This window comes from Plebeiibacterium marinum (assembly GCF_026013615.1).
Classification (GTDB): Bacteria; Bacteroidota; Bacteroidia; order Bacteroidales; family Marinilabiliaceae; genus Saccharicrinis; species Saccharicrinis marinus_A.
The window spans coordinates 1-5,234 of record NZ_JAPDPI010000088.1 but is presented as its reverse complement, the minus strand read 5'-3'; the positions used below and the strand labels follow the sequence as shown (position 1 = coordinate 5,234).

General features: G+C 35.3%; 4 protein-coding genes. All 4 read right to left on the bottom strand.

Annotated elements, in window-relative coordinates:
• Positions 1 to 213: 213 nt before the first annotated feature.
• Positions 214 to 678 (bottom strand): DUF4348 domain-containing protein, encoded by a 465-nt coding sequence (locus OM074_RS20770; RefSeq protein ID WP_301202620.1) that lies wholly within the window; start codon positions 676 to 678, stop codon positions 214 to 216.
• A 194-nt stretch (positions 679 to 872) separates the two neighbouring features.
• A complete protein-coding gene (gene ltrA, locus OM074_RS20765) occupies positions 873 to 2,249 on the bottom strand; it encodes a group II intron reverse transcriptase/maturase (RefSeq protein WP_301202618.1) in 1,377 nt (458 codons plus the stop codon).
• 612 nt (positions 2,250 to 2,861) lie between these two features.
• Positions 2,862 to 3,797, bottom strand: a complete 936-nt coding sequence (locus OM074_RS20760; RefSeq protein ID WP_301202617.1) for a DUF2971 domain-containing protein — start codon at positions 3,795 to 3,797, stop codon at positions 2,862 to 2,864.
• A 168-nt stretch (positions 3,798 to 3,965) separates the two neighbouring features.
• Positions 3,966 to 4,919, bottom strand: coding sequence for a hypothetical protein (locus tag OM074_RS20755; protein WP_301202616.1), 954 nt, complete (start codon positions 4,917 to 4,919; stop codon positions 3,966 to 3,968).
• Positions 4,920 to 5,234 lie beyond the last annotated feature (315 nt).

The window sequence follows — 5,234 nt, the reverse complement described above, 5'->3', positions numbered from 1 at the left end:
GGTAAATAATTACCTAAAACACGTCGAAGTTATATGCTGAAACAAAGTTAAACCAATAAAAAAATGCGATTAAAACCACTATAGATAAATCGCATACTTACAATATCTTACGTAAAGGTTTCTGGGATAATGTTTAGTTCAACAAACCCTCCAATGTGTAGGGTATGCAAGCAACCCTACATTAGAGGCTAAGTGTTGCCAGCAGTTGTTTATTTAATTCGAGTAATCTCCCCATTCAATAAGAAACCAACTTTTATTTCTTTTCTCAAATATAAAGTCGATATATATTCCATTGTCAATTCCTCTAATTAAGACTTTTGCTGTATCGCTCTCTATCTCTATTAATTGTTTATATCCGTCAATTTCTCGGTCTTGTGTTTCTAATTCGCTTTTAAAATGCAAAGATTTCCATTCCTCTTTTTTAATCATCTTTATTTCTTCATTGTCTTCAATGTCAACGGAAATATATTTCAACGGAAATACAACATGATTTAACTGAAATATTGAATCCGAGCTGTATATTTCAAGAAATTTTTGAAAATCAAAAACAGTTGATTCCGTAGTTTTTTCTGTTTGAGAACAATAATTCTTTCCTGTTATATTTCCAATTGGTCTTGCAAAGCAACTAACCTTAAGTATTAAAAATATTCCGAATAGAATTAAAGAGATTTTCTTCATCGTCCTAGATTTGTTTATTGTTTCGTGAATGATTTTTACGGATTACGGGTTTTTCAATTGCTACGTAGAGTAGAGCCTGATAGCTTACTCCTACTTATTTACTCTAAAAGTAATAATTATAAGTAAACTATCAGCGCCCCCTTCATCAAACCGTACGTGAAGTTTTCCCTCATACGGCTTACCGATAGAGTTCTTCATTGAGCTTTCGCAAGGGTCTTCAAGCGTGCATACTTTTCTAAGTCAAACAGTCTTCGGTTTTGAACCAAAGTACTATAAGGTCGCTGGCGGAGCGACTTGTGTGCTTTTCGGCCTTTACTTTTGAGCCATTTAAACAGTTTATAATCCAAATGTTTTATGATCACCTTTATGGTTTCCCATATGTGAGATACCTTACTTATTGAAAAATAGTTTAACCAACCTTTGAGCAATGTGTTTAACTTGTAAAGCATCGGGTCTATCTTCCAATGCCTCCGCTTGGCCATCAATTCCCGGATTTTAGTGAAGAGTTTGGATCTTGATTTCATGCTCGGTCGAACATTGGTATACTTATTTGTATTCCATGAAAATTTAGATTGGATTACCCTAAACTCAAATCCCAAAAAGAACAGACTTTTCTTGTGCACATGCAAAAGAGAGGTCTTTGTCTTGTTAATGGTTAAACCCATACGTGCCATTAAGGAATCGATGTAGTTCAAGATTTCTCTGCTGTAATAGTAGGTCCCCATAAGCACAAAATCATCGGCATAGCGCACTATGCGAATGTTTGCTTTGGCAAACTTCCCTTTGGGATTATTAACAATACGATCAAAAGCATGCAGGTAAATATTTGATAACAACGGACTAATAACACCTCCTTGTGGAGTGCCTGCTTTTGTTGCAACAAGCTTCCCATTCTTTAGTTGTTTTGGTGCTGTAAGCCATTGCTTAATCAGATTGAGTATTCCTTTGTCGGTAATGCGCTCTTTCAACAGTACAAACAGTTTTTCGTGAGGGATAGTATCAAAATACTTTGATAAATCTGCGTCATAGATAAAATGATACCCTTCGTAAATATTCCGTTTGATTTGTTTGATTGCATCATGTGCGCCTCGTTTAGGGCGAAATCCATAAGAAGTATTGATAAAGTCGGCCTCCCAGAGTGGTTCAATCAGCATTTTCACTGCCATTTGTACCACTCGGTCTTTTATGGTAGGAATACCTAACATGCGGAACTCGCCTTTCTTCTCCTTTGGAATTTCAACCTGACGTACGGCCTGACATTGATATGTGCTGTTACGCAATTCCGTTTGTAGCTCTTTCAGAAAATTGGATTCACCATATTCTTCAATAGCCTCAAAGGTCATCTTATCAACACCTGTACCTTTGGAATAATTCTCTTTAACCCTGCGGTAAGATTCTTCAATAACATAGGTCTGACTAACCTTATCGATTAGACTGTATGCTTTGAAGTCTTTGTCTTGCTTGGCTCTAATGTATAGCTTCCTTTGGAATTCACGAACTCTTTCATCGGTGCAAAACTCCGATGGACTTACTAATAGACTGTTGTCAATATAGGTCGTTCTGTTTTCCATATAAGCTTCTCTAAAGTAGAGCCCCTTTCCTATGTAGCGTTTTGTTGTCACTACAATCATGGGTACTATAGGCTCCTCCGACTTCTCTTATTCCCAAGCTGAACTTCGCTATGCTTATATCAGCCGGTTTAAGGTTGCCAACCTTTGAAACAAGAGATCTCCCACGTTCCGTAATAATCCATCTATGACCACGCCATCCCTATGACTCCGGTAGATCGTTACACTTCACTTTGCTGTTAATCCATGTAACGTTGCAGGGTTCGAAGACCGTCAAAACTCTCCCCATCTACAGATACACTTCTCGAAGCTACCACGGGTTCACACTTGCGCATTACGGCTTGGTCATTTGAATATACCGAGCTTCAGCGATATCCTCACGGATAGAACTGTCGATATTTCTTCTAAATGAACAGCAAATTATTTAGGCAGGATTTTCACCTGCTGGATTACCACAGCTTGCGTGGCACACTAACGGATTGGGCATATGAACCGTAGCGCAAATTACCGCACTACTTTTCAAATCGAAATATAGTAAATTTCACGCTCAAAACCTCCGCAAACCACTGCCTGCGCTATGGTTTATGATGCCGTGTTAGGCACTGGGATTTCTCCTCAATTTTCACTTGCTTTATTTTTTATCATTTTTTCAATAAATTCAATCCTCTTCTTATAATCTCTTGCTTCAAATGAATCATATTTCCAATTCATTTCAACTAATGGAATAGAATATTTATTTGCATAATTAAGTAAATCCTCTTTTTGCTTATCATTTGCATAACTAGACATAAATATAGCTTCAATACATCCTGAGACATCAAGCATTATTGATTTGTGAAAAACCAATTCTCCTTTTATATTTTCAATAATGCACTTTTCTTTATTATAGTATGTACCAATCCTATACTCATTTTCACCTTGATAATCTTTATGTTTTATGAAGAACGATTGCTGTAAACCTTCTTTAAGTTGTTTCTTGTAATTATCTACTCCGACTTCTTTTAAATACCCCCCTTGAATATCTCCAATTTTTTTACACCATATTTCTTCAAATGATAAGTATTCAATATCATCTTCTATCAATTCTATCTTTGATTTATTTAAGGTCAATATTTTTTCTTTTGAAAAAGCAATACAGACTCCAAAATACTTATCAGCATATTGGTCCCACATTCTAGGCTTTGAAAACCCAAACAACTCTTCATTTCCTTTAAATCTTGATATTATACCTTTATCAGAACCTTGAGGTAGATAATTTTTGCAAAAGCAGATTTGTTGAAACTGATTTTCTAGCTCTGAAAGATATTTGTGCAAAAAAGCAGAAGCTTCAACATCTTCTTTTCGATTAGGTTTATCAACTTCACTACCAAAATAGACAGTCCTTCTGTCTGCTTCTCTACTCTCAATCGGGTCATTTGAATTTCGGCCTCCATTAAACTTCAACTGGTGATTATGCAAAATATAATCAATCGCAGTAGAGGTCTTTGTATAATGATACAAAATATCCTCATTATAAATTTTTTGAAAAAAACTTATATCCATATCCATCATTACTATCCTTCAAATTTACGACTATCCTTGTGCCTAACGGTTCGAATATGCGTAGTGCGGGGTTTCAATGCACTTCACTTTCAAACCGCTACATTGCTTATTAAATGCTTTAATGTTCGAATTTACTAAATCGCCCCGCATTACGTATATTTATTGTTGTGTGGCGTATTATCTGTCATTTATTACTTTCTTAACCTTTTCAACAAATTTAGTTACTTCAAGTTTTTTATCATTTTTATTATAGCTCCAAGAATACTCACAGTTAAAGAACTCCTTTCCAAGGTAAAATTGAATAACTGTGTTATGTAGATGTGAGCCTCCTTTAGGCATTTCGGAATTTTGATTTAATTCCTTCTTTCTATAATATTTAATCACATCATACCAGTCAAGTTTTTGATTTTGAATAATTAGTTTCTTTTCTTCATTAAAACTATAGTATCTTAAAAAGCCTTCATCATTGTCATACCATAAAACACACACCATATCTAAGACTGAACAACCTGGTCCATGATGATGAAAAATGGACTTCACAAGCATTATAGTGTCAATTCCTTTGTTTTTGAGATTACATGCAAAATCCTCTGAAATTGAGTCTATTTCTGTTATTCCAGGTCGATTATAAATGTTATTTATGTTATGTTTTTTAAAATTACATTCCCCTTTGCCATATGTTTCTCTTTCTTTTTCCCATTTAGAATACTCTAATTTCCATCGCTCATCATCGGATAGCTCAGAGATATTAACCAAATATGAACATTTTATAGGTACATAATACTTATCAATTTTTATCACATATATTATTTCATCGTACTTGGACTTTGAAACTGAAATAACGACACCAGTATCTCCCGATTGAGGGTAGAAATCTCCCCACATATCTTTTCCTGCCAGATGTTTAATACTGTCATTAGGAAATGAAATGTAATCGCCTTTGTTTAGTTTTGAATATATACCTCCGTTATGACGAATCTTAACAGAAGTACCTATGAATGTTTTAAGATTATCCATATCCCCACAGAAGTCTATTGGCTCATCATTAGTGGAAAGACCTGATGATGTATCTTGAGAATACATAGTATTGACACATAGAACAGATAATATCAACATTAAAAATTTCATCATCTACTTATCGTTATTTATCTACTTATCGTTATTTGCTTCGCGTATGCCACACAACGGATTGGGCATATGAACCGTGCGGGGATTGAAACAGTACGCCCTTTATTTCACCGCTCAGAGCCCAATGCTTTTACAGGGACTAAATTTAACAATAATAAGTTGCTTTAAAAGCATAGGGCGGACTTATTGAAATCACCGCAACTCCGCACCTTCACAACACCCCGCATGGTTTATGATGCCGTGTTGAACTAAACCCGCAAAGCGGGGGCTTAGGCTAAAACTAACAAAATTCGTAAGATAATTACATCTTCTACCATT